At 72.8% G+C, this 22,249-nt stretch carries 22 protein-coding genes; 11 read left to right on the top strand and 11 right to left on the bottom strand.

Annotation, left to right across the window (positions count from 1 at the left end):
* Nucleotides 1–92: 92 nt before the first annotated feature.
* The gene (locus J5X75_RS27520) at nt 93–773 is read left to right on the top strand and encodes a cellulose binding domain-containing protein (RefSeq protein ID WP_208470403.1); all 681 of its coding nucleotides are present in this window, start codon (nt 93–95) and stop codon (nt 771–773) included.
* 28 nt (nt 774–801) lie between these two features.
* Here J5X75_RS27520 and J5X75_RS27515 read toward each other — a convergent pair whose 3' ends face one another.
* Nucleotides 802–2,784, bottom strand: a complete 1,983-nt coding sequence (locus J5X75_RS27515; RefSeq protein ID WP_208470402.1) for an ABC transporter ATP-binding protein — start codon at nt 2,782–2,784, stop codon at nt 802–804.
* A complete protein-coding gene (locus J5X75_RS27510; protein ID WP_208470401.1) occupies nt 2,781–4,556 on the bottom strand; it encodes an ABC transporter ATP-binding protein in 1,776 nt (591 codons plus the stop codon). Before J5X75_RS27510 ends, J5X75_RS27515 begins: the two co-directional genes overlap by 4 nt.
* 82 nt (nt 4,557–4,638) lie before the next feature.
* Between J5X75_RS27510 and J5X75_RS27505 the strand changes: the two genes are divergently transcribed.
* Nucleotides 4,639–5,577 (top strand): lamin tail domain-containing protein, encoded by a 939-nt coding sequence (locus J5X75_RS27505; RefSeq protein WP_208470400.1) that lies wholly within the window; start codon nt 4,639–4,641, stop codon nt 5,575–5,577.
* A 9-nt stretch (nt 5,578–5,586) separates the two neighbouring features.
* On the opposite strand, the gene J5X75_RS27500 is transcribed toward J5X75_RS27505, so the two are convergent.
* From J5X75_RS27500 to J5X75_RS27480, 5 genes are all read right to left on the bottom strand, one after another.
* Complete coding sequence (locus tag J5X75_RS27500; protein WP_208470399.1) at nt 5,587–6,264, bottom strand: PASTA domain-containing protein; 678 nt, start codon at nt 6,262–6,264, stop codon at nt 5,587–5,589.
* A gap of 97 nt (nt 6,265–6,361) precedes the next feature.
* Nucleotides 6,362–7,009: a thymidine kinase gene (locus tag J5X75_RS27495; RefSeq protein WP_307798287.1), complete on the bottom strand. Its 648-nt coding sequence runs from the start codon at nt 7,007–7,009 to the stop codon at nt 6,362–6,364.
* Between the two features lie 67 nt (nt 7,010–7,076).
* Nucleotides 7,077–8,429: an NAD(P)/FAD-dependent oxidoreductase gene (locus tag J5X75_RS27490; protein WP_208470398.1), complete on the bottom strand. Its 1,353-nt coding sequence runs from the start codon at nt 8,427–8,429 to the stop codon at nt 7,077–7,079.
* A 69-nt stretch (nt 8,430–8,498) separates the two neighbouring features.
* Nucleotides 8,499–8,912, bottom strand: coding sequence for a MarR family winged helix-turn-helix transcriptional regulator (locus J5X75_RS27485; RefSeq protein ID WP_208470397.1), 414 nt, complete (start codon nt 8,910–8,912; stop codon nt 8,499–8,501).
* Nucleotides 8,912–9,766, bottom strand: a complete 855-nt coding sequence (locus tag J5X75_RS27480) for an alpha/beta hydrolase family protein (RefSeq protein WP_208470396.1) — start codon at nt 9,764–9,766, stop codon at nt 8,912–8,914. Before J5X75_RS27480 ends, J5X75_RS27485 begins: the two co-directional genes overlap by 1 nt.
* A gap of 49 nt (nt 9,767–9,815) precedes the next feature.
* Between J5X75_RS27480 and J5X75_RS27475 the strand changes: the two genes are divergently transcribed.
* Together J5X75_RS27475 and J5X75_RS27470 are read left to right on the top strand one after the other, a co-directional pair.
* Nucleotides 9,816–10,190, top strand: coding sequence for a hypothetical protein (locus tag J5X75_RS27475; RefSeq protein WP_208470395.1), 375 nt, complete (start codon nt 9,816–9,818; stop codon nt 10,188–10,190).
* Nucleotides 10,191–10,223: 33 nt separating this feature from the next.
* Nucleotides 10,224–10,562, top strand: a complete 339-nt coding sequence (locus J5X75_RS27470; protein ID WP_208470394.1) for an L-rhamnose mutarotase — start codon at nt 10,224–10,226, stop codon at nt 10,560–10,562.
* On the opposite strand, the gene J5X75_RS27465 is transcribed toward J5X75_RS27470, so the two are convergent.
* Nucleotides 10,563–11,354: a class I SAM-dependent methyltransferase gene (locus tag J5X75_RS27465; RefSeq protein ID WP_208470393.1), complete on the bottom strand. Its 792-nt coding sequence runs from the start codon at nt 11,352–11,354 to the stop codon at nt 10,563–10,565. It lies immediately after the preceding gene.
* 197 nt (nt 11,355–11,551) lie between these two features.
* Here J5X75_RS27465 and J5X75_RS27460 point away from each other — a divergent pair, with 197 nt between their 5' ends.
* From J5X75_RS27460 to J5X75_RS27440, 5 genes are all read left to right on the top strand, one after another.
* Complete coding sequence (locus J5X75_RS27460) at nt 11,552–12,316, top strand: glycosyltransferase (protein ID WP_208470392.1); 765 nt, start codon at nt 11,552–11,554, stop codon at nt 12,314–12,316.
* Between the two features lie 98 nt (nt 12,317–12,414).
* Nucleotides 12,415–12,651, top strand: a complete 237-nt coding sequence (locus J5X75_RS27455; RefSeq protein WP_183219840.1) for a hypothetical protein — start codon at nt 12,415–12,417, stop codon at nt 12,649–12,651.
* 4 nt (nt 12,652–12,655) lie between these two features.
* Nucleotides 12,656–14,227: an ABC transporter permease gene (locus J5X75_RS27450; RefSeq protein ID WP_208470391.1), complete on the top strand. Its 1,572-nt coding sequence runs from the start codon at nt 12,656–12,658 to the stop codon at nt 14,225–14,227.
* Between the two features lie 44 nt (nt 14,228–14,271).
* A complete protein-coding gene (locus tag J5X75_RS27445; protein WP_307798286.1) occupies nt 14,272–15,918 on the top strand; it encodes a sensor histidine kinase in 1,647 nt (548 codons plus the stop codon).
* A gap of 12 nt (nt 15,919–15,930) precedes the next feature.
* Nucleotides 15,931–17,586 carry a sensor histidine kinase gene (locus J5X75_RS27440; RefSeq protein WP_307798285.1) on the top strand — a complete coding sequence of 552 codons (1,656 nt, stop codon included), beginning with the start codon at nt 15,931–15,933 and terminating at the stop codon, nt 17,584–17,586.
* Here J5X75_RS27440 and J5X75_RS27435 read toward each other — a convergent pair.
* Entirely contained in the window at nt 17,572–19,107 is a 1,536-nt protein-coding gene (locus J5X75_RS27435) for a glycoside hydrolase domain-containing protein (protein WP_307798284.1), read from the bottom strand. The two genes, J5X75_RS27440 and J5X75_RS27435, sit on opposite strands and share 15 nt — an antisense overlap.
* A 300-nt stretch (nt 19,108–19,407) precedes the next feature.
* Here J5X75_RS27435 and J5X75_RS27430 point away from each other — a divergent pair, with 300 nt between their 5' ends.
* Both J5X75_RS27430 and J5X75_RS27425 read left to right on the top strand, forming a co-directional pair.
* Nucleotides 19,408–19,728 carry an STAS domain-containing protein gene (locus J5X75_RS27430; RefSeq protein WP_208470389.1) on the top strand — a complete coding sequence of 107 codons (321 nt, stop codon included), beginning with the start codon at nt 19,408–19,410 and terminating at the stop codon, nt 19,726–19,728.
* 65 nt (nt 19,729–19,793) lie between these two features.
* On the top strand, nt 19,794–20,348 hold the full coding sequence (locus J5X75_RS27425) for an HD domain-containing protein (protein WP_208470388.1): 555 nt from the start codon (nt 19,794–19,796) through the stop codon (nt 20,346–20,348).
* On the opposite strand, the gene J5X75_RS27420 is transcribed toward J5X75_RS27425, so the two are convergent.
* Both J5X75_RS27420 and J5X75_RS27415 read right to left on the bottom strand, forming a co-directional pair.
* Complete coding sequence (locus J5X75_RS27420) at nt 20,337–21,401, bottom strand: M20 family metallopeptidase (protein ID WP_208470387.1); 1,065 nt, start codon at nt 21,399–21,401, stop codon at nt 20,337–20,339. The genes J5X75_RS27425 and J5X75_RS27420 overlap by 12 nt on opposite strands.
* A gap of 9 nt (nt 21,402–21,410) precedes the next feature.
* Nucleotides 21,411–22,190, bottom strand: a complete 780-nt coding sequence (locus J5X75_RS27415) for a DUF1684 domain-containing protein (RefSeq protein ID WP_208470386.1) — start codon at nt 22,188–22,190, stop codon at nt 21,411–21,413.
* Between the last annotated feature and the right edge of the window lie 59 nt (nt 22,191–22,249).

The following is a 22,249-nucleotide window of genomic DNA, read 5'->3' as shown; positions in this document are numbered from 1 at the left end:
CGGCCACAGAGATCGCTGTTGATTCGTGATGGGGTGCCGGGCATAGTGTGTGCTCGTTCACACAATCGTGCTGTGATGGGGGCGTTCGGTAGATGAGAAAGACGGCGTTCCGGGAGGGCGGATTCCGGGAAGGCCTGGCGGAGTCGCTGCCCTGGCTGCCGATCGTCATTGCCGTCGGCCTGCTGCTGTTCATGGTCGTGCTGACCGGTTTCCGGTTGCTGTCGCCGGACCGTGAGGACGTCACCGTCGGGGCGGCACCGGGACGCACCCTCCCCGCCCCACTGCGGCCCGCCGCGGTCACCTCGTCGGCGCCGACACCGGCACCGTCGGCGCCGGGCGCCCGGTCGCCCGTGGTGCGGCCGTCCTACACCCGGCTCCCGGTGCGGACGCCGTCGACCCGGCCGTCGACCAGGCCTCCGGCCGTCGCGCGCCCGTCGAGTCCCGCGCCCACGGTCACCGGCGCGTACCGGGTGATGGCCCCCTACGACCGGGAGTTCATCGGCGAGGTCCTGGTGACCAACGCGGGAGCGGCACCCGCCGACTGGGTGGTCGAGCTGGTGTTCCCGGACGAGGTGGGCGAACTGCGCACGTCCTGGGTCGAGTCCGCGCCACAGCCCACGCTGAGCCGGTCGGGCGACCGCTACATCTGGCGCTCCGGCGCACCGGTCGCCGCCGGGTCGAGTGCCCCGCTGCGTTTCCAGTACGCCCACACGGGCACGGACGGCCGCCCCTCCTCCTGCACCGTCAACGGATCCCCCTGCTCCTACAGCTGATGTCGCACCCCGGCCCCGCCGGACGGGGTCAACCGTGGCCGGGGGCGGCGACGTCCGTACCGGAGATGGTGTGTGACTCCCAGGTCGAGTACATGGCCGCGTAGCGGCCCCCGGCCCTGAGCAGCTCGTCGTGCGCGCCCGATTCCACGATGCCGCCGTCGTCGACGACGATCACCCGGTCGGCGCGCCGCGCCGTGGAGAGCCGGTGGGCCACCAGGATCGCGGTCCGGCCGTCGAGGAGCCGCTGGATCGCCGCCTCCACCCGCAGCTCGGACCGCAGGTCGAGGCTGGAGGTGGCCTCGTCGAGCACGACCACCCGGGGTTCGGCCACGAAGACCCGGGCCAGCGCGATCAGCTGACGTTCACCGGACGACACCGACTGGCCGCGCTCGTGCAGAACCGTGTGCAGGCCGCCGGGGGAGCGGTCGACCAGGTCCCGCAGCCCGACCGCGTCGACCGCCGCCCACACCACCTCGTCGGGCACCGACGGGCGGGCGAAGGCGATGTTGTCGCGCAGCGTGCCGGCGAACAGGAACGGCTCCTGCGGGACCACGCCGACCTGCCGGTGCAGCGAGTCGAGGGTGACGTCGCGCAGGTCGTGGCCGTCGATCAGGACGAGGCCTTCGTCCGGATCGTAGAGCCGGGCCACCAGTTTGGCCAGAGTGGACTTGCCGGCCCCGGTCGGGCCGACGCACGCGATCGTCTCGCCGGGGGCGATCCGCAGGCTGACGTCGCGCAGCACCGGGCGTTCCGGGTCGTAGCCGAAGGTGACGCCGCGCAGTTCGATGGCGCCGTCGGCCGGGGGCAACGGGATCGCGCCAGGCGCCTCGCGGACGGCCGGTGCCGTCCCGAGCAGCCCGCGGAGCTTGCCGAGCGCGGCGCGGGCCTGCTGGTAGTTGGTGTAGAGCTGGACGAGCTGCTGGACCGGCTGGAAGAACGCGTTCAGGTAGAGCACGAACGCGGTCAGCTCGCCGATGGTGAGGGTGCCGTCGAGCACCATGTGGCCGCCGATCAGCAGCAGCGCGGCCAGCCCGAGCAGGCCGATCACCGAGGTGCCGGGGCCGTAGACGGCGCTGATCCGTCCGGTGTGGTCGTTCGCGTCACGGTAGTCGCCGACCACCTCGCGGTGCCCGGTGACGCTGCGGTCCTGCTGGTTGTGGGCGGTGATGACGCGTACGCCGTACAGGCTCTCGGAGAGGTGGGTGAAGAGGGCCGCGATGGTGTCGCGCTGCCGCTGGTAGCCGACGTCGGCGGCCCCGCGGAACCAGAGTGTGAGCAGCAGCAGCGGCGGCACCACCAGGACCAGGGTGATCGCCGCCAGCAACGCGTCGTAGTGCACCAGGATCGTGGTGACGACGACCATGGTGAGCCCGTGGATGAGGAACTGGGCGAACCCCTCGGACAGCAGGTGCTGCAACGCCTCGACGTCCGAGGTCATCCGGGTGAGCGTGACCCCGGCCTTCTCGCTGGTGTAGTGGTCGAGGCTCAGCCGCTGCAACTGGGCGAAGACGCGGACCCGCAAGTCACGGGTGGCGTAGGCGGCGAGCCGGCCGCTCTGCCGGATCCGGACGGACGAGGCCAGCGCGGTGAGGGCGACCGAGGCGAGGAACGCCACGGCCGCCAGGATCAGGACCGGTACGTCGCGGGCCACGATGCCGTGGTCGATGCCGACCTGGACCAGGTACGGCCCGGATTGCAGCAGCAGCGCCTCCACCAGCACCGCGACGGCCGCCGCCACGAGCAGTGCCGGCCGGCCGGACAGCAGCGACCAGAGGCTGAGCCGGCCGCCGTCCGGTGCCTGTGTGAACGGCTCGTCCGGCGCCGGGTGCACGGGTTCGCGGGCCTCCAGCGCGGCCACCCCGGCGGCGAGTTCCGGTGGGATCCCGGCGAACGCGCCAGGGCCGCCCTGCCGCCGGTCGCGGCCGCCGGCGCCGGTACCGCTGAGGCCGCCGACCGGTCCGGAGCCGGGCCCGCCACCTGGCCCGCCGAATCCCCCGCCGAACATGCTCATGCCGTCACCTCCGCGACGCTGGTGGCGAGAACGCGGCGGTAGCGGGGCTCGTTCGCCAGCAGTTCCGCGTGGGTGCCGGACGCGACCGCGCGACCGTTCTCGATCAGGACGACCCGGTCTGCCAGCCCGATCGTGGCGAGCCGGTGGGCGACCACGATCGTGGTGCGGTCGTGCATCAGGTCGCGCAGCGCCTCGTGGATCTCGTGCTCGACACGGACGTCGATCGCGCTCGTGGCGTCGTCCAGGATCAGCACCGGCGGATTGACCAGCAGCGCGCGGGCGATCGCGACCCGCTGCCGCTGCCCGCCGGAGAGGGTGTAGCCGCGTTCGCCGACGACCGTGTCGTACCCCTGGGGGAGATTTTCGATGAACGCGTGCGCGCCCGCGGCGACGGCGGCGGTCACCACCTGCTCGCGTGTCGCGCCTGGATGTCCGAAAGCGATGTTGTCGTGCAGCGACACGGAGAACAGGAACGGCTCGTCCGGCACGATCCCGACCCGGTCGCGCAGCGTGTCGAGGGGATAGTCGCGGACGTCGGCGCCGTCGATCAGCACCCGCCCCGCCGTCACGTCGTAGAAACGCGCGGCGAGCCGCGCCACCGTCGACTTGCCGCTGCCGGTCGCGCCGACCAGGGCCACCGTCTCACCCGGCCGGACGTGCAGGTCCAGGCCGTCCAGAGCCACGGTCCCATCGGGGTACGCGAACCGCGCGCCCTCGAACCGAACGTCCCCGCGGGGTTCCGGCACCACCGGGGTCACCGGGTCGACGACCTCGGCGGGGGTGTCCAGGATCTCGTAGATGCGCTGGGCCGACGCGGCCGCCCGCTGCCCCATCATGATGATCATGCCGAGCATCCGGAACGGCGGCTGGAGCATCAGCACGTAGGAGTTGAACGCCACGATCGTGCCGACGGTCGCGTTCCCGTCGAGCACCATCAAACCGCCGATCAGCAGGACCATGGCCAGGCCGAGCCGGGGCAGGTTGTCCATCACCGGGAGCCAGCGGCCGCGGATCCGCGAGTCGGTGGTGTAGGCCCAGCGGACCCGGTCGGCGGCCCGGGCCAGCGTGTCGACCTGCTGCTGCTCGGCCGCGAACGCCTTGACGATCCGCACGCCCTGCACGTTCTCGTCGACCACGGTGGCGACGCCGGCCAGCCGGGACTGGATCAGCCAGGAGACCGGGAAGATCGCCTTGCGCATGCGGACGCCGAGGACCGCGATCACCGGCATGGTCACCATCGCCACCACGGCCAGCGGGGCGTTGATGGACAGCATCAGGGCGAAGGCGACGCCCGCGATCGTGCACTGGACCAGGATCGACGGGCCGAACGCCAGGTACATCTGCACGGCCCGGATGTCGCTGGTGGCCCGGGACAGCAGTTCGCCGGACTGGGCGCGGTCGTAGAAGGCGTACGACATCCGCATCAGGTGGGTGAAGACGATGTTGCGCAGGTCGTACTCCATCTCGTACGCCGTACGCAGCAGATAGAGCCGGGCCAGGAAGTTGATCACGCCTTGGGTGACGGCCAGCGCGGCGATCAGGCCGACATACACGGTCAGGTCGCCGGTGCGGTCCACCAGTGCCTCGTCGATGCCGGCCCGGACCAGGTCGGGGATCCACACCTGGACGACGAGGCCGGCGAACGAGCACGTCAGTGACGTGGCGAGCAGGGCGCGGTGGGCGCGGACGATCGGCCAGGCGCGCCGTAGCCAGCTCTTCGAAGGATCCGGGTGGATACCGCCTTTGGGAGCACGGCGCGGTACGGACGGCATGTTGCTTAGCCTAGCTAACGATCTGGCCGGAGAAGAAGCCCCGAATCCTCAACCACCGTCGACCGGGACCGATAGAGGCGTCATGTTTCGACGCCTGGGCGCCCTGGCCACCGCCGCCACGCTCTCCCTGACCGGTCTCGCCGCCCCGGCCGAAGCCGCGACCACAGCCTGCCGGGCGGTCGCCGGCAGCCCCCGCTGCCAGGTGTGGACCGGCACGGTCGACTGGGCGCCCGACGGCGACACCATCCGGGTCGACCTGGCCGGCGACGGCACCAAGAACCTCGTCTCGGTGCGGATCCTCGGCATCCAGGCGATGGAGCAGACGAAGTATTCCCCCAAGCCGGAACGCCGCAGGGGAGACTGTCACGCGCTGGCCGCCACCACCCGCCTCGAGAAGATCCTGCGGTCCGGTGGCAACAAGGTGCGGCTCACCTCGCTCAAGAGCTCCAGCAAGAGCGGTGACCGGCTACTGCGCTCGGTCGCCGTCAAGGTCGGCGGCAGGTGGCAGGACGTCGGCCAGCAGATGATCCGCAGCGGCCACGCGCTCTGGCTGCCCTTCCCCGGCGAGTGGGCCTGGGACGACGCCTACCGGGTGGCCGGCGTGCAGGCCGCCGCCGAGCACCGCGAGCTCTACGACACCGACAGCTGCGGCGCCGGCCCGGCCCAGAACAGCGGCCTCACCCTGACCGTCAACCCGGACCCGGACGGCGCCGACGAGCAGAACCTCAACGGCGAGTGGTTCCAGGTGCACAACCCCTCCACCACCGCCGTGCCGATCGCCGGCTGGTGGGTGCGCGACTCCGGCCTGCGCCGCTACACCTTCCCGGCCGGCACGGTCGTGCCCGCCGGCGGCGACGTCTGGGTGCACGTCGGCAAGGGCGAGAACACCGCCGACCACAAGTACTGGGGGCTCACCAAGCCGATCCTCTCCAACGCCGACCCGGCCCGGCACAGCGTCGGTGACGGCGGCTACCTGTTCGACCCGCAGGGGGACCTGCGCGGCTGGATGATCTACCCGTGACCCGGACCGTCACGTGTGCGGCGTCGGGCCCGGGCCGCCGCTGACGATCAGCGTGCCGCCGTACCGCTGACGCAGGGCCGCGACGACCGGCGGCGCGATGTCGCCGGTCAGCCGGACCGCGCACGCCGTGGCCTCCAGATCCACCGTGTAGCCGGTGGCGTGCAGCGACGCGGTGGCGCTCACCTCGGCCCGGATCCGTTCCAGGTCGGCGTGTGTCACCGGGCAGACGACGGTACGGAACCGCCGGTTCAGCAGGGTAGGGCCGAGGGCCGCCACGGCCGCGGCCCGGTCGGCGCCGGCCGCCACGGCGATCACCAGCGTGCCGTCCGGGTCGGTGCCGAGGCCGACGAAGTGCTCCCGGTCCGCGGTGATCCGCTCGTCCAGCGAGGCCCCCGGCGCGCCGGCCACCTCGATCGTGATGCTGGTGCCGCGCTCGACGGTGGTGCCCGGCGCCGGGGCCACCGCGATCACCGTGCGCGGGGCGGCCGTCGAGTCCCACCGGTAGCGCAGGATCGGCTTCACCCCGGCCTGGGCGCTCTGCTCGCCGATCGCGTCGGCGTCCGCGCCGATCAGGTCCGGAACGGTGACCCGGGCGGCGCCCACGGCGGCCGGGCCGCTCGCGCAGGAGGCCGGTAACAGGGCGCCCACCAGCATGGTGAGCAGCGGCCCGAGGCCCGCGCGAGGCATGACAACCCTCCACGTTGGATGATCAAAAGCGGGGCACACCCTAGAGGAATGCCCCGCCGTCGACCTCCCGGCGTATCGAGAATGTCGGGACTTGGCGCTAGAAGTTCGTTTCCACGGTCACCGAATCCGGCCCGGCCACCCCGTCGCGCCAATGCCGCCGGCACAGCACCCGGTACGTCACCTCGGCCGCGTCGGACGTGTCACCGACCGCCACCTGCGCGCCCGAGCGGGCCACCCGGCCGTCCTCGATCCGCGCGTTCTGCCGGCCCGGGCGCCCGCACCAGCAGGTCACCTCCACCTGGAGCGACACGATGTTGTCGGCCAGCTCCAGCAGCCGCCGCGCGCCCGGGAACAACCGGGACATGAAGTCGGTGGAGATGGCGTAGGCGTCCACGTCCACACACAGCTCGTCGACCGCCCAGGCCAGCTGCTCCACCTGCTCCGGCCGCAGGAACTGCGCCTCGTCGACGATCACGAAGCCGCCGGCCGGCACCTCGTCGGCGATCAGCGCGGTCAGCTCGGTGCCGTCGGTCACCTCGATGGCGTCCGCCGCCACCCCCAGCCGCGACGACATCACCCCGGCGCCGGCCCGGTCCATGCTGGTGAGCAGGATCCCGGGCCGGCCCGCCTGCCGCCGGTTGTACGCGTTCTGCAGCGCCAGCGTCGACTTGCCGGCGCCCATGCTCCCGTGGAACAGGGTCAGCTCGTGAAAGACCGGCGCCAGGGTCCGGACTCGCGACACCACGGGCGTTGACACTGTGACCGGGACCAATGGTGAGCCTTCCTCATGACTTTCTGCGGGCCGCTACACGCTACCCGACCTCGGCCTCCGCCCCGGAGGCCCGGCGGAACGGATCACCGTAGGCCCGGATCGCCTGGCGCGCGAACGCCTGCTGCTGAGTGGCCACCCGCTCCGACCGGCCCCGGCCCAGGAAACTGACGAACCAGTGCAGCACCGCGGTCACCCGGTTCTTGAAGCCGACCAGGTAGAACAGGTGCACCGCCACCCACACCACCCAGGCCGGGAAGCCGGACAACCGCAACTTCCAGATGCTCGCCACCGCCGAGAAGCGGGAGATCGTCGCCAGGCTGCCCTTGTCGAAATAGCGGAACGGCTGACCGCTCTCCTTGCCGGCGAGCCGCCGTTTGATCTGGTCGGCCGCGTGCCGGCCGCTCTGGATGGCCACCTGCGCCACCCCGGGCAGCGGCCGCCCGTCCTCGCCGGCCAGGCTCATCATGTCGCCGAGCACGAAGATCTCCGGGTGCGCGGGCAGGGTGGTGTCCGGCTCGACCAGGATCCGGCCGGCCCGGTCGGTCTTCGCCCCGGTCTCCGCGGCCAGCCGGGCGGCCAGCGGCGGGGCCGCCACCCCGGCCGCCCACACCTTCGTCATCGCCGGGATCCGCTCGCGGCGCCCGCCGGACTCCACCTCGATGCCGGTCGCGTCGACCGCCACCACCCGGGTGTCCGTCCGCACCTCCACGCCCAGCTTCGCCAGCTGCCGCTCGGCCTTGCCGGCGAGCTGGTCGCCGAACGTGCTGAGCACCGAGCCGACCGCGTCGACCAGCAGGATCCGCGCCTTGCGCGAGTCGATGTGCCGGAACTGGCCGCGCAGGTTGCGGTGCGCCAGTTCGGCGATCTGGCCGGCCATCTCGGTGCCGGTCGGGCCCGCCCCGACCACCACGAACGTCAGCCACCGCTCGATCGTCTCCGGGTCGGTGTGCAGGTCGGCCACCTCGAACGCGCCGAAGATCCGGGCCCGCAGCTCCAGGGCGTCGTCGACGCTCTTCATGCCCGGCGCGTGGTCGGCGAACTCGTCGTTGCCGAAATACGACTGGGAGGCGCCGGCCGCCACGATCAGCGTGTCGTACTCCACCGTGTAGTCGATGCCCGGCCCGGCCACCGAGACCACCTTGGCCTCGACGTCCACGTCCCGCACCCAGCCGAGGCGGACGTCCACGTTCTTCTGCCGGCGCAGCACCTCCCGGATCGGCGGCGCCACCTCGCCCTCGGACAGGATGCCGGTGGCCACCTGGTAGAGCAGCGGCTGGAAGAGGTGGTACGCCGTACCGTTGACCAGGGTGATGTCGACGTCCGCGTGGCGGAGCGCCTTGATCGCGAAGAGGCCGCCGAAGCCGGCCCCCACGACTACCACTCGATGACGCATCAGCACTCCCTCAGCTCAGGGCACCCACTCATCACCTTGGTATGCCCCGGGCGTCAGCGGAAGTACCGCTCAACTCAGGCGCTGTGTCGTTCGTCCCAGCCAGCGGGCGACCACGTCGAGTTCGGCGGCCGTGAATCCGTCGGTCAGCTCCGCGTTCAGCTCGGCCACCACCTCGCGGGCCGCCCCCACCGCCTGCCGGCCCAGCGGGGTCAGGGTCAGCCGCACCGCGCGGGCGTCGCCGGCGTCCGGCGCCTTGGCCACGAAGCCGCCCTTCTCCAGCCGGCTGACCAGACCGCTCACCCCGGACGGCGACGCGCCCAGGGCGGCGCCCACGTCGCCGATCAGCGCGTCACCGTGGGCGGCCAGATGGAACAGCACCCCGGCCCCGGCCGCCCCGATGCCGCTGTCGCCGGACCGGGCGTCGATCCAGCGACGGACCGAGCGCTCGGCCGTCAACAGGTCGAACACCAGCCGGTGTGCCATCAGGCCACGTCCGCCATCCGCTTCTGGAACCACGTCAGCAGGTCGGGCCAGAGAGTGTCACGAACGGTGCGCCGCATGAACCCATGGTGACCGACGTGCGGGACGCCCGCGTCGGCCGGGGTCCAGGTGCGGCGCTCCACCCGGGCGCCGGTCAGCCGGGCGGCGAGCGCGTCGACCTGCTCCGGCGTCGCCCACGGGTCGTCGCTGAGCCCGATCATCAGCACCGGCTGCGTCACCGCGGCGGCCCGCTCCGCCGCCCGCATCGCCGGATCGTCGAACAGATAGCCCGGCAGGCGGCCCCAGCCGCCCCACTGCCGGACCGCGGCCACCGGGATGTCCTCGCCCAGACCCATCCGGCGGGCCGGGACATAGCCGAGCACGGCGCCGAGCGCCGGACCGAGAAGATTCAACACCAGGCGTACGCGCATCCGCTCGACCCGGCCCGGAATCGCCCGGATGGTCGCCACATGCGCGGCGACCAGCGCGAACGCGGTCAGCTCCGGTCCGCCGTGCCCGAGCGCCAGGGCGTGCCCGCCGATGCTGTGCCCGACGGCGAGCTGCGGCAGCCCCGGGAACCGCTCCCGCGCCCAGGCGGTCACCGCCGGCACGTCGTGCTCGATCCAGTCGCGCATACCCAGACCCGGGTGCTCGCGCGGCGACCCGGAGCGCCCGGTGCCCCGGTAGTCGTAGGTGACCACGGCGATCCGGTTCTCCACCAGGAACTCCGCGAACGCCCGGTAGAACCCGGCCGGCGTCGCCGTCGCCGGGTGCACCACCAGCACCGCCGTGGGTTCCTCGTCCGGCTCCCACCACGTACCGGTGATCTCCCCGATCCTGACGTCTTTATTTCGCATGCGAAATAAAGTAGCAGGCTATCGTCGGCCGGTGAGTCGAGGAGGAGCGATGGCGGAATCGCCGCGGATCACGTCGGTGTCGTGGGGCGAGATGACGGTCGAGGGCCTGCCGCCCGGCAAGGACTTCAAACTCTGGCCCGGCGGCGGCCGGCCCTGGGACTGGACCGAGACCGGCACCCGGCACAGCCCCGGCATCCAGCCCGCCGACGTCGAGGAGCTGCTGGAGCACGGCGCCACCACGGTGGTGCTGTCCCGTGGCATGGACCTGGTGCTCCAGATCGATCCGGCCACCCTGCGGGCGCTACGGGACCGGGCGTCACCGTGCACGAGGCGGAGACCACCGAGGCGGTCCGGATCTACAACGAGCTGGCCGGGACGCGGCCGGTGGGAGGTCTGTTCCACTCCACCTGCTGAGCGGTCATGATGGCGGGCGAGCCATGATCCGAAGGAGCCCCCGATGACGCACGTCTGCTTCACCCTCCAGGTCGACCCGGCGAGGCTCGACGAGTACCGCGCGGTCCACGCCGCCGTCTGGCCGGAGATGCTGCGGGCGCTGGCCGCCACCGGCTGGCGCGACTACCGCCTCTTCCTGCGCCCCGACGGCCTGCTCGTCGGCACCCTCCAGACCGACGACTTCGCCGCCGCCCAGGAGGCGATGGCCCGCACCGAGGTCAACGCCCGCTGGCAGGCCGCCATGGCCACATTCTTTCCCGCCCTCGGCGACGCCCGCCCGGACGAGGGCATGCTCGTCCTCGACCAGGTCTTCCACCTCGAGGAACAGCTGGACCGCCTCTAGTCACCGGACGACCGACACGGTCAGCAGGTGGGAGCTGATGCCGAACAGGCTGGGTTCCTGTTCGACGGAGCGGAGGGCGTCCAGCAACGCGGCCGTGCGCTCGTCGCCCTCGAGCCAGCCGTCCCGGTCGGCGAACAGCCAGGCTCCGCCCTCCAGCGCGTACCTCGACGCCCGGGTCAGCCCGGCCTCGGCGAACTCGTCCACGATCTCGTCGGGGTGATGGAAATAGGCGAGGGTGAAAAGATCCTGGTCGAAGGGGTGGTGCACGCCGGTGACGACCTCCTCGTCGGTGATCCGGCGGACCTCCGGCTCGATGTAGCGGCCCCGGACCAGGGTGTCGTAGAGCCCGGCATACCGGCTGATCGTCGCCGCGGCGACGATGCCACCGGGCGCCGTGACCCGGGCCGCCTCGCGCAGCGCCGTCACCCGGTCCCGGCGGTCGGGCAGGTGATAGAGCGGCCCGAGCAGCAGCGTGGCCTGGTAGGCGGCGTCCGGCTCGGCGAGGCGGCGGGCGTCGCCGAGGACGGCGTCGACTCCGTCGATCGCGCCGGCGTGCTGGACGTGCAACGGCATCGGATCCACCAGCCGCACCTGATGCCCGTCGGCGGCCAGCCAGCGGGCGTGGGCTCCGGCGCCGCCGCCGACGTCGAGCACGCGTGCCGGGGCGGGCGGCAGCAGCCTCCTCAAAACCTCCTGGGTACGCAGGAACTCCAGCCGGCCGCGGCCGGCCCGCAGCCGGCCCACCTCCCCGCCCCGCTCGTAGTAGTCACTGATCGCCGCGATGGTCTCCATCGGCTGATGGTCGATCACGCCCCCGGCCGCGGCAACCGGATTCGCCGCGGCCCGCAGGGTACGAGCGGAACCGCCGGAACGACAGGCCCCGCCCCGCCGTCCTCGCCGGACCGGCGGAACCGGCGCCACGACTGAGGTACCGTCGGCCGGGCGCGGATACCCGGGCCGTCCGGTGAATCGTGCGGGAAGGGTACCCCATGCCGTTGATCTCCGTCCTCACTCCCGTTCACGCGCAGCGGGCGGAGTTCCTCGCCGAGGCGGGGGAGAGCCTCGCCGGGCAGGACCTGCCGGCCGGGTGGGAGGTGGAGTGGCTGGTCCAGGAGGACGGCGCCACGTCCGCCCCGGCCGAGGTGACACGGCGGTTCCCGTTCTCCCGTTTCCAGGCCAACGGCGAGTCGCTGGGGGTCAACATCACGCGGAACATGGCCCTGTCCCGCGCGAGTGGCTCGCTGGTGCACGTGCTGGACTCCGACGACCTGCTGCTGCCGGACGCGCTGCGCACGGCCATCGAGGCGTTCGGCGCCCATCCGCGCGTCCACTGGGTCACCGGGCAGGCTCACGACCTGCTGCCGGACTCGTCCCGCCAGTCGTTTCCCGCACCGCTGGCACCCGGCGTGATCGAGCCGGGCGTGCTGACCCAGCTGATCATCGACAGCGGCCGGCCGGCCGCGCCGTGCGCCGGGCTCACCGCGCGCATCGCGACCGTCCGCGCGTTCGGTGGCTGGGTGGCCACGGCGCGCGGCGGGGATCTGGCGCTGTTGGTGGCGCTGGCCGAGACGACGCCGGGCTTCCTGCCGCCGGAGGTCACCTGGCTGTACCGGCGGCACGCCGGCCAGATCACCGGCCAGGACGGCTGGTCCCGGTTGCAGGCCGAGTCGACGGCGCTGATCCGGCAGCGCATCGCGGCGCTGCGCGAGCTCGGCGTACGCGTCGCGAGTGAACCGGCCGCCGCCACCACCTGACTGACAGGAAACGCACAGCTCAGCGCTGGAACGGGCCGCCTACCCTGGTGGCACAGGCCCGGCGGAGCGCGGGCCCGGCAGGCAGAGGAGACGGTGCGGTGAGCGGCTTCATCAAGCGGTTCGTGCTCTCGATGGTCGCGTCGAAGCTTCAGCGGATGTCCCACGGCCGGCACAACCCGGCGGTCGACGGGCTGCTGCGCGAGGTCAACCACCGGATCCAGCGCAGCCAGGGATATGGCTACCACCACCCGGGCGCCTACGGACACCACGGCCACTACCGGCATCACGGGCACTACCGCCACCACGGCCACTACCGGCGCCGGCGCTGGTTCTGAGCCGATGTCCGCCGCGCTGCTCGCTCACGGCCTGCGCCGGGAGCGGGCCGCACTGCCCTGGTGGATCGGCGGCACCGGGGCGCTGTTCCTGGTCCAGTCGACCCAGAGCCAGGAGCTGTACGGCGACCCCGCCGCCCTGGCCAGGCTGCGCGAGACGGTCGGCGCCAACACCGCGGTGATCGCCATGAGCGGCCCGCCCGAGCTGCTGACCTCGATCGGCGGCGAGATCGTCTTCGAGATCTTCGGGTTCGCGGCCGTCGTCGTCGCGCTGATGAACATGTTCCTGATCGGCCGGCACACCCGCGGCGACGAGGAGACCGGCCGGGCCGAGCTGCTGCGGTCCACCCCGATCACCCGCCGTACCCCGGTCTTCGCCGCGCTGCGGCTGGCCGTGCTCGCCGACCTGGTCATCGGGGCCGTGGTGTTCGCGGCGCTCGCCGGGACCGGGCTGCCGCCGGGCGGATCACTGCTGGTGGCGGCCGCGACCGCGGCGCTGGGCCTGTTCTTCGCGGCGCTGACCGTGCTGGCCGCGCAGGTCTTCGAGCACACCCGCGCCGTCTACGCGGCGGTCGGTTCGATGATCGGCGCGGCGTGGGCGCTGCGGGCGGTCGGTGACACCGGTGCGGGCGCCGTGGCGTGGTTGTCGCCGATCGGGTGGGGCCAGCGCACCTGGGCGTACGGGGCGGACCGCTGGTGGCCGCTGGCGATCACCCTGGGCGCGGCCGCGGTCCTGGTCCTGGCGGCGCTCGCGGCGCTGGACCGTCGCGACGTCGGGGCCGGCCTGCTGCGGTCGAGGCCGGGCCGGCCGTACGCCTCCCGGGCGCTGGGCACCCCGTCGGGGCTGGCCTGGCGGCTGCAACGGGGCCTGGTCGCCGGCTGGGCGGTGGGGGTGGGGCTGCTCGGGGTGGCGTACGGGTCGATCGCCGACAGCATCGAGCAGTGGGTGGCCGACAACCCGGAGACGGCCGCGTTCCTGTCGGGCGGCGCGGGAGAGATCGTCGACTCGTTCCTGGCGCTCAGCGTGACCCTGTGCGCGCTGCTCGCGGCGGCGGCCGGGGTGGCGGCGGTGCTGCGGGCGCGGGCCGAGGAACTCGCCGGGCGGGCCGAGCCGGTCCTGGCCACCGCCACGAGCCGCGCCGCCTGGCTGGGCGGGCATCTCGGGGTGGCGCTGGCCGGCAGCGCGCTGGTGCTGCTCGCCGGCGGGGCCGGTGAGGGCCTGGCGTACGGGCTGACCGTCGGCGATCCGGGCCAGGCGCTCCGGATGGCCGGGGCCGCGCTGGCCGCCCTGCCCGGGGTGTGGGCGGTGGTGGCCGTGGCGGTGTTCGGGCTGGGCTGGGCGGCGCGGGCCGCGGCGGTGGCCGCCTGGTCGGTGCTCGGCTACTGCGTGGTGGTGCAGCTGTTCGCCGCCTCGTTCGGGCTGCCGTCGTGGGCCGGGCGGCTGTCCCCGTTCGCCCACCTGCCGCGGGCCCCGCTGGAGGCGGTGACGGCCGGTCCGGTGCTGGCGGTCGGCGCCGTCGCGGCCGTGCTGGTGGCGGGCGGTCTGGTCGGATTCCGGCGGCGTGACGTGGGTTACTGAGTCCAGCCGGTCAGGGGTGCCGTCCGGTTGCCGATAGGTAGCACGTGGGGACGGACACCGAACGGCGGCGTGCCGAGGCGCTCGCCGAGTACCACCTCATGGACATGCCGCCGGCCGCCGAGCTGGACGCGGTCGTGCGCGTGGCGGCCGCGGTGGCTGGGGTGCACTGCGCCAGCCTGAACCTGTTCGACGACGCCCGCCAGTTCCAGCACACCACGGTCGGGTTCGCCGGCCGGGACTGCGCTCGCGAGGACGCGATGTGCGCGGTGCGGCTGGACCGGGGTGGGTTCGTGCACGTGCCGGACGCCCGCGAGGAGCCGGACTACCGGGACAACCCGTGGGTCACCGGGAAGCTGGGCCACATCCGCTTCTACGCGTCCGCGCCGCTGATCAGCCCGGACGGGTACGTGATGGGCACGCTCTGCGTCTTCGACGGCGAACCGGGCCGGCTCGGCGACGAGCAGATCGGCCGCCTCACCGACCTGGCCGGGATCGTCGTGGCGTTCTTCGAGCGGAACCGGCACACCCGGCTGTCCGCCGGCCTGCGGTCCGTGATCTCGGCCCGCGAGGAGTGGCTCCGCACCGTGCTGGACAACATCGACGAGCCGGTGCTCGCGGTCACCCCGTCCGGGCGGATGGTCCTCTACAACCGGGCGGCCTGGGAACTGCACGACCGGGAGATCGACGAGGACGTCGAGCCGGAGCGGATCGCCACCCGCTATCAGCTGTACGAACCCGACGGCCGCACCCTGCTCCGGGAGGAGGACGTGCCGGTGCTGCGGGTGCTGCGCACCGGGGAGCCGGTGCGGGGGCAGGAGATGGTGATCAGGCAGCCGGGCCGGGAGACCCGGAGGGTACGGGCGAACGCGCGGGCGCTGCGCGGCCGGGACGGCGTCGTCATCGGGGCGGCGGTCGCGTTGCAGGACATCACCGCGGAGCACACCCGGCTGCGGCTGGTCGGGGAGGCCCACCGGCGGCTGGCCCGCGCGAACGCCGAGCTGCGCCGGTCGAACGCGGACCTGACCGACTTCGCCGGGGCGGTCAGCCACGACCTGGTGGCCCCGCTCGCGGCGGTCGGCGGCTACCTCGACCTGCTGGGCGACCTGCGCGACGAGGACGGTTCGGAACGGGTGGCCCTCTTCGTGGACGAGGCCGCGCAGGCGGTCGGCCGGATGCGGGATCTGATCGACTCGCTGCTCGGCTACGCGCGGGCCGGAAGTGCGCCGGTGCGCGCGGTGCACGTACCGATGAAGGAGGTGCTGGACCACGTCCTGACGGACATGAACGCGGAGATCGTGGCGGCCGGAGCGCGCGTCAGCGTGCCCGGCCCGTTGCCGGCGGTGTACGGCGACCCGGTGCTGATCCGGTTGCTGGTGCAGAACCTGATCGGCAACGCGCTGAAGCACCGGCGGCCGGACCGGCCGTGCCGGATCGAGGTGAGCGCCGACGGGCCGTCCGTGCGGATCGCCGACAACGGGCCCGGCATCCCGCCGCCGCTGCGCGCCACGGTGTTCGACATGCTGTCCCGGGCGGGGCACGGGGTCGGGTTGCCCAGCTGCCGGCGGATCGTGGAACGGCACGGCGGGACGATCACCCTCGACGACACGCCCGGCGGCGGGCTCACCGTCACCGTCACCCTGCCCGTCACCGCCGGGCCAACGGGTCAGGCGGGCGGCGGCGCTGCCGATTAGAACCACGTGGACGTGGCACAACGGTTGCCGGAACGGGAGCGGTCCCGGATCGCCGCGCTGCACGAGTACCGGCTCCTCGACTCCCCGGCGGGCGACGAGCTGGACGCGGTGGTACGGGTGGCGGCGGCCGTCGCCGGGGTGCCGTACGCCACGCTCAACCTGATCGACGACAAGCGCCAGTGCCAGCTCACCTCGGTCGGCTTCGAGGGCGGCGACTCGGACCGCGCCGACTCGATGTGCGCCGTCCATTTCGAGGCCGGCCGGTTCACCCACGTCCGGGACGCGAGCGTCGATCCGGTCTACCGGGACAACCCGTGGGTCAACGGCACCCGGTTCAGTACGCGGTTCTACGCCTCCGCGCCGCTGGTCACCCCGGAGGGGCACGCGCTCGGCTCGCTCTGCGTCTTCGACGTGGTGCCGCGGGACCTGACCGGCGAGCAGATCGCCCGGCTCGAGGATCTGGCCCGGATCGTCCTGGCGCTGTTCGAACGGCGCCGGCAGGCCCGGGTCAACACCGAGCTGGCCACCCTGGCCGAGGAACGGCAGCGGTGGACCGACACCCTGCTGGACACCATCGACGTGGCGGTGGTCGCGGTCGGCCCGGACGGGCGGCTCACCCTCTTCAACCGGGCCGCCCGGGAGTGGCACGGCGTCGACGCCGACCCGGACGTCGAACCGGCCGAGGTGGCGCACCGGTACCGGCTGTTCGAGACCGACGGGCACACGCCGCTGCCGGAGGAACGGGTGCCGTTGCTCCGGGTGCTGCGCGAGGGCGCCGTCAGGAACGCCGAGATGATCATCAAGCCGGACGGGGCGGACCCGGTCCACGTCAGCGTCAGCGGCCGGGCGCTCACCGGCGCGGACGGCGTCGCGCTCGGCGCGGTGGTCGCGATGAACGACGTCACCGGCGCCCGGGCGCAGCAGCGCGCCATCGAGGAGGCCCGCCGCGAGCTGGCCGCGGCCAACACCGAGCTGCGCCGCTCCAACGCCGACCTGGCCAACTTCGCCGGGGCGGTCAGCCACGACCTGGTCGCCCCGCTCGCCGCGGTCGGCGCCTACCTGGAGCTGATCGGCGACGAGGTGGAGGGGCGCCCGCGCAAGTGGGTGGAGGCGGCCACCCGGGCGGTGAACCGGATGCGGGAACTGATCCGGTCGCTGCTCGACTACGCGCAGGCCGGCAGCGCGCCGGTGCGGCTGGGCGCCGCCGACCTGGCCGATCTCTTCGAGCAGGTGCGGGGCGACCTGGCGCCGGCCGCCGAGGCGGCCGGCGCGGTGGTCGAGGCGCCCGGTCCGCTGCCGGTGGCGACCGGCGACCCGGTGCTGATCCGTCAGCTGTTGCAGAACCTGGTCGGCAACTCCATCAAGTACCGGGACCCGCGCCGGCCGTGCCGGGTGACGGTCACCGCCGAGCGGGCCGGGCACGGCTGGACGGTCCGGGTCGCCGACAACGGCCTCGGCATCCCCCCGGAGCAGCGGGAACGCGTCTTCGACATGTTCACCCGGCTCGGCAACAACACGGCCGGCGGCCACGGCATCGGCCTCTCCACGTGCTGGCGCATCGTGGAGAGGCACGGCGGGGTCATCCGGGTGGACGAGACCCCCGGCGGTGGCACGACCGTGTCGTTCACCCTGCCCGGCACGCCGCCGGATCCGTCAGAACAGGGGTGAACGGCCCTGGTACCCGGTGGACAGGCTCAGCCCGGCGGTGAGCGCCTTGCCGGTGCCGCGGTAGAGCATCAGGTTCCCGGTCGACGACCGCACGGCGGCCAGGTCGGTGTAGCCGTCCCGGTCGAAGTCGCCGATGCCGTACAGGTCGCGCAGCCCGGCGGCCGAGCCGATCCGCAGCGCGGTCCGCAGGCCGCCCGCCTTCCCGCGGTACAGGTAGATGCCGTTGTTGCTGTTCAGCTTCACGACCAGGTCCGGATAACCGTCCCGGTCGAAGTCGCCGACGCCGGCGAACTCGCTGCGGTTGTTCCAGTCGCCGTACGCGATCGCCTTGCGCTTGCCGAACTTGGCGCCCTTGGCCCCCGGGTAGAGGTAGACGTTGCCGTTGCTGGTCTGCGCGGCCAGCATGTCGGGGTAGCCGTCCCGGTTGAAGTCGCCGATCGCGGTCAGCTCCCGCAGGTGGCTCATGTTCTTGTAGAGCTGCTTGCGGGCGCCGAACTTCCCGTTGCTCAGGCCCGGGTAGAAGTACATCGCCCCGGCCCGGGTCCGGACGATCAGGTCGACGTAGCCGTCCCGGTTCAGGTCCATCCGCAGCAGCGCGTTCGCCGAGGCGTACGAGCCGACCAGGGAGCGGTAGCCCTCGGAGATGTAGACGCCGTTGCCCGGGTAGGCGAACAGGTTGCCGGTCGACGTGGTCCGGGCCAGCACGTCCGACCAGCCGTTACGGTTCCAGTCGGACAGCTTGGCGCCCGGCAGGCGGGCGAAGTCCAGGTAGTCGTTGTCGATGTTGATGGTGACGCCGCCCCAGGTCTCCTGGTGGCCGCCCCGGTACTGCTTCATCCGGCGCTTCGGCGACCAGTACGACGCCGGGATCACCTTGTCGGAGACGGTGACGACCTGGTCCCAGCGGGCGAAGTCGATGTAGTCGGGACGCACGTACCACGGCTTGTTGTAAACCGCGACCATGTCGGCGACGCCGGACGCGGCGCTGCTGTAGTAGCCGGAGAAGTAGCCGTAGTCGTGCAGCCGGTTGGTCCACGCGCTCATGAACGCGAGCACGCCCTCGCGGCACACGGTGTTCTTGCTGTCGTACGACTCCATGTCGTAGATCAGCACGCTCTCCTTGGCGAGCCCGAGCGCGGTGGCCTGCCGGACCGCGTCCTCGGCGGTGGCCCGGCCCTGGGCGGCGGCCTTGGTGTTGTCGATCAGGTTCTTCTTGGTGACCGACGTGCAGCTGGCCTGCGGCCCGACGTACAGCGGGATCAGCCGCCAGCCGCGGGTGACCTGCTCGCGGACCCACTCGGCGGTGAGGTTCTTCTGCGTGCAGCCGCGGTTGTTGCCGCCGAAGTAGATGCCGGCCGCACGGTACGGCGACGACTTCAGCCAGGCCGCCATCGTCTCGCTGGACGGGGCGGTGCAGGCGTCGAAGCCGTATCCGGTGAAGTCGCCCGGCTGCGGTGCGAGGGCGGCGGCCGCGGTGGCGTTGCCGTTGACGAACGCCAGCGGGGCGACCGACAGTGCCACGACGAGCGCGGTGAGTAATCGCTTCCGGTACCTGACGAGTCGGCGGGGATGCAGCCGGTGACGCCCGCGGCTGGGCGCAGTATTCATCTGGACCTACTTCGTCATGTCGGAAGGCCCATCGAGACAAGCAAACGTCTGGCGTTTCGTGAACGCCCGTTCGGACGGTGATGATCACCTGTTCGGTCACCGCCCGCGCCGCCGAGCTGTTCACCGAATGGTCATGTGCCGTTGGCGGCCCGTCCGCGCCGCGCGACCTAAGGTGGGCGGCCAGATGAACGCTGGGTGGCGAGAGGTAGTCCGATGCGTAGCTCGGTACTCGAAGTGAGCACCAGCCCCGACGGCAGTGTGGTCATCCATCCACACGGATCGGTCGACCTCGATGCGGCGGTGGAGTTGCGGCAGCTCCTGGTGCACACCGTGCGGCGGGTCCGGCCGTTGCGGCTGATCGTCGACCTGGCCGACGTGCCCGACCTCGACCCGATCAACCTGGGTTCGGTGGCCGCGGCGTGCGGGCTCGGCGACGATCTCCAGGTCGCCGTCTTCGTCGACAATCCCAACGGGCGGCTCGCCGAGCAGCTCGCGGCGGCCGGTGTGCCCGCCCAGCGGGTCCGTGGCCGCTGACCTTTTCGGTCACCGGCCATCGATTGTCCATCCGCCGTTAACCCGGCCCGGCATAGCATCCGCCCATGACCGATGTGCTGCTCCGATCGCGCGCCGAGACGGCCCGGCTGGTGGCCGGGTCGCTGATCGGTGACAGCGGCGACCGCTGGAGGCACACCGCCGGGGTGGCCCGGCGCGCCGCCGGGCTGGCCGCCCGGCTCGGCCTCGATCCCGACGTGCTGGTCGCGGCCGCCTGGCTGCACGACATCGGCTATGCCGAGCCGATCGCGCTGACCGGTTTCCACCCGCTGGACGGCGCCGTGCACCTGAGCGACGAGGGCTGGCCGGCCCGGATCGCCGGTCTGGTCGCCTACCACTCGGGCGCCCGGTTCGTCGGCGCCGCCCGCGGTCTGGCCGGGCAGCTGGCCGCCTTCCCGGACGAGCGCAGCCTGATGGCCGACGCCCTCACCTACGCCGACCAGACGGTGGGCCCGACCGGTCTGCGGGTCGACCCGGAGGCCCGCTACACGGAGATGCTGCACCGGCACGGCCCCTGCTCGTGGAACGCGGCCGTCGACGCCGACCGCCGCCCCCATCTGCGGGCCACGGCCGCCCGCGTCGAGCACCTGCTAGCCGCCTAGGCCTCTCAGAAAACCCTCGAGCGCTTTCCGGTACGGCGGGAGCGTTCGCAGATCCACGTACTCCTCCGGACCGTGCTGCCCGTCGCCGCCCGGCCCGAAGATCACCGCGTCCACGCCCACCGCCGAGTAGAACCGGCCGTCGGCCGCCCCGTGCTTGCGCAGCGGCGAGCCGTCGTACCCGGCGTCCTGAGCGGCCCGCCGCAGCAGCCGCACCTCGGCGCTGTCCGGATCGGCGTGGTGCGGGGCGCCCAGCGCCTCGACGTGGACCGCGACTCCGGCCACCGCCGTCAGGTGGGCCGCGATCTCGTCGGCCGACCGCCCGGCCAGATCCGGCTCGGACGGCGGGAACCGGATGTCGACGAGCGCGGACGCGTCCGCCGGAACCACGTTGGCGGCCTCGTTGGAGGTCTCGATCCGGGCCACGTTGACCGTCGTGGTCCACTCCTCGGCGGCCGGGACCGGATGCCGGTCGAGCAGCCGCCGCACCGCCGCGGTCACCGCGAGCAGCGCGTTCGACCCCTGCCACGGGTAGGCGGCGTGGGCGGTGCGGCCGGTGGCGGTGAGCCGGGCCCGGATGATGCCCTTCGACTCGGTGACGATCCGCAGGCCGCTCTGCTCGCCGATGATCACGAACCCGGCCCGGATACCCCGCGCCACCTGGTGCCCGGTGCCGTCGAAACCGCCCACCTCCTCGTCGGTGACCAGTTGCAGCGCCACCGGGTACGGCAGGGTGGGCGCCACCTCCCGGAACACCGTGGCCATCACCAGCGCGGCGGCCTTCATGTCGTGGGCGCCGCGGCCGTACAGCCGGTGGCCGTCGGTGCGGGCGGTGAACTGCCCGGGGGCTCCGGGCACCACGTCCAGGTGGGCGTTGAGGATCACCCGGGGCGGGCCCGGGGTGGACACCAGGGCGCTCGGCTTCCCCCGGGACGCGAAGCGGCGGACCTCGAACCCCGGGCCGACCAGGCCGAGCACCATGTCGAGCGCCCGCCGCAGGTCGGCCGGCCGGTCGGCGGTCGACCGGATCCCGATCAGTTCGGCGAGCCGCTCCATCGAGGAAAACTACCGCGGAAGCCGCTCTCCCGCCTCGATCGCGACCGGCAGCCGGTTCCCGGCCGGCGGCAGCGGGCAGGTCGCGAACGGGGTGTAGGCGCACGGCAGGTTCGTGGCCCGGTTGAAGTCGAGCACCACCGACCCGTCCTCCTCCGGCGCGGCGATGGCCAGGCTCCGGTTCGCGGGGTACGTGGTCAGCCCCGAGGTGGCGTCGGTGAACAGCGCGAACAGCGACCCGGGCGTGCTGCCGTTGAAGACGGTCAGCGACTGCGGCTCCCCGCCCACGCTGAACTCGACCCGGCCGGGCGACTCGTAGACGTGCTCGATGCCCTCGGCCACCGATCCGACGGTGACCGGCTGCGGGAACGCCGTGAACCGGCCGCCGATCACCCACTTCTCCTCGGCCGGGTAGGCGGGCGTGCCGGTGTAGCCGGTCAGCACCGGGTTGTCCGGATGCCGCGGCCGGATCACGTCGAGGCCGCCCCGCCGGGCGATCTCGATCACCGCGCCGCCGTGACCCACGGTGATGTCGGCGCGCTCGGTGAGCGGCGGGAACCGGTGCGTCCCGGTCACCTCCCGCCCGTCGACGGTGAGCGTCTCGCCCGCACCGAGCGCCACGGTCACCCCGTCCGGGCCGCTGCTCCACTCACCGGGGGCGCCGTCGAACCGCCGCGGGGTGGCGTCCAGCCAGTGCAGGCCGGTGATCGCGAGGAAGCCGTGCGGGTCGGCGCGCCGCTTCTCGTGGCCGGCGTGCCACTGGTCCCACTCCTGCTGGAACAAGGTCGTCATGTGATAGGACCTTAATCCCTACTTGTTGCATGGGTTATTGGCCGGGGTCGTGACATCTG

The organism is Actinoplanes flavus (genome assembly GCF_017592555.1).
Classification (GTDB): domain Bacteria; phylum Actinomycetota; class Actinomycetes; order Mycobacteriales; family Micromonosporaceae; genus Actinoplanes; species Actinoplanes flavus.
Note: the sequence above shows the minus strand (reverse complement) of the source record. Positions and strands in the feature narration are given on the sequence as shown.

Excerpts from the sequence above, each read along its gene's own strand:
- J5X75_RS27520 (WP_208470403.1), top strand. The coding sequence starts at position 93 with ATGAGAAAGACGGCGTTCCGGGAGGGCGGATTCCGGGAAGGCCTGGCG.
- J5X75_RS27515 (WP_208470402.1), bottom strand. The coding sequence starts at position 2,784 with ATGAGCATGTTCGGCGGGGGATTCGGCGGGCCAGGTGGCGGGCCCGGC.
- J5X75_RS27510 (WP_208470401.1), bottom strand. The coding sequence starts at position 4,556 with ATGCCGTCCGTACCGCGCCGTGCTCCCAAAGGCGGTATCCACCCGGAT.
- J5X75_RS27505 (WP_208470400.1), top strand. The coding sequence starts at position 4,639 with ATGTTTCGACGCCTGGGCGCCCTGGCCACCGCCGCCACGCTCTCCCTG.
- J5X75_RS27500 (WP_208470399.1), bottom strand. The coding sequence starts at position 6,264 with ATGCCTCGCGCGGGCCTCGGGCCGCTGCTCACCATGCTGGTGGGCGCC.
- J5X75_RS27490 (WP_208470398.1), bottom strand. The coding sequence starts at position 8,429 with ATGCGTCATCGAGTGGTAGTCGTGGGGGCCGGCTTCGGCGGCCTCTTC.
- J5X75_RS27485 (WP_208470397.1), bottom strand. The coding sequence starts at position 8,912 with ATGGCACACCGGCTGGTGTTCGACCTGTTGACGGCCGAGCGCTCGGTC.
- J5X75_RS27480 (WP_208470396.1), bottom strand. The coding sequence starts at position 9,766 with ATGCGAAATAAAGACGTCAGGATCGGGGAGATCACCGGTACGTGGTGG.
- J5X75_RS27475 (WP_208470395.1), top strand. The coding sequence starts at position 9,816 with ATGGCGGAATCGCCGCGGATCACGTCGGTGTCGTGGGGCGAGATGACG.
- J5X75_RS27470 (WP_208470394.1), top strand. The coding sequence starts at position 10,224 with ATGACGCACGTCTGCTTCACCCTCCAGGTCGACCCGGCGAGGCTCGAC.
- J5X75_RS27465 (WP_208470393.1), bottom strand. The coding sequence starts at position 11,354 with ATGGAGACCATCGCGGCGATCAGTGACTACTACGAGCGGGGCGGGGAG.
- J5X75_RS27460 (WP_208470392.1), top strand. The coding sequence starts at position 11,552 with ATGCCGTTGATCTCCGTCCTCACTCCCGTTCACGCGCAGCGGGCGGAG.
- J5X75_RS27450 (WP_208470391.1), top strand. The coding sequence starts at position 12,656 with ATGTCCGCCGCGCTGCTCGCTCACGGCCTGCGCCGGGAGCGGGCCGCA.
- J5X75_RS27430 (WP_208470389.1), top strand. The coding sequence starts at position 19,408 with ATGCGTAGCTCGGTACTCGAAGTGAGCACCAGCCCCGACGGCAGTGTG.
- J5X75_RS27425 (WP_208470388.1), top strand. The coding sequence starts at position 19,794 with ATGACCGATGTGCTGCTCCGATCGCGCGCCGAGACGGCCCGGCTGGTG.
- J5X75_RS27420 (WP_208470387.1), bottom strand. The coding sequence starts at position 21,401 with ATGGAGCGGCTCGCCGAACTGATCGGGATCCGGTCGACCGCCGACCGG.
- J5X75_RS27415 (WP_208470386.1), bottom strand. The coding sequence starts at position 22,190 with ATGACGACCTTGTTCCAGCAGGAGTGGGACCAGTGGCACGCCGGCCAC.